This is a genomic window from Pseudomonas sp. PDM27 (assembly GCF_019219205.1).
Classification (GTDB): Bacteria; Pseudomonadota; Gammaproteobacteria; order Pseudomonadales; family Pseudomonadaceae; genus Aquipseudomonas; species Aquipseudomonas laurylsulfatiphila.
This window is the reverse complement of the sequence record NZ_JAHUWF010000046.1, coordinates 1-267: the sequence shown is the minus strand read 5'-3', so window position 1 is coordinate 267 and position 267 is coordinate 1. Positions and strand designations below refer to the sequence as shown.

The following is a 267-nucleotide window of genomic DNA, read 5'->3' as shown; positions in this document are numbered from 1 at the left end:
AGAAATTCGGGTACTGAGTCGTGGCCAGTTGGCCTCGCTTCAGCAAATTGGGTATGTGACAGCTGGTGTTTTGTGAGTTTCTCGAACTTTCGGTTCGTTTCGTCTTCACACACCGCAATCTGATGCTTCTTTCGAAGTATGCAAATTGCTTGGGTGTTATATGGTCAAGCCTCACGGGCAATTAGTATTGGTTAGCTCAACGCCTCACAGCGCTTACACACCCAACCTATCAACGTCGTAGTCTTCGACGGCCCTTCAGGGGACTCA

Annotated in this window: 1 rRNA gene; it reads right to left on the bottom strand. The window is 49.1% G+C overall.

Going from position 1 to position 267, the window contains the following annotated elements:
* Positions 1-160 precede the first annotated feature (160 nt).
* A 23S ribosomal RNA gene (locus KW838_RS29315) occupies positions 161-267 on the bottom strand; the annotation flags it as partial.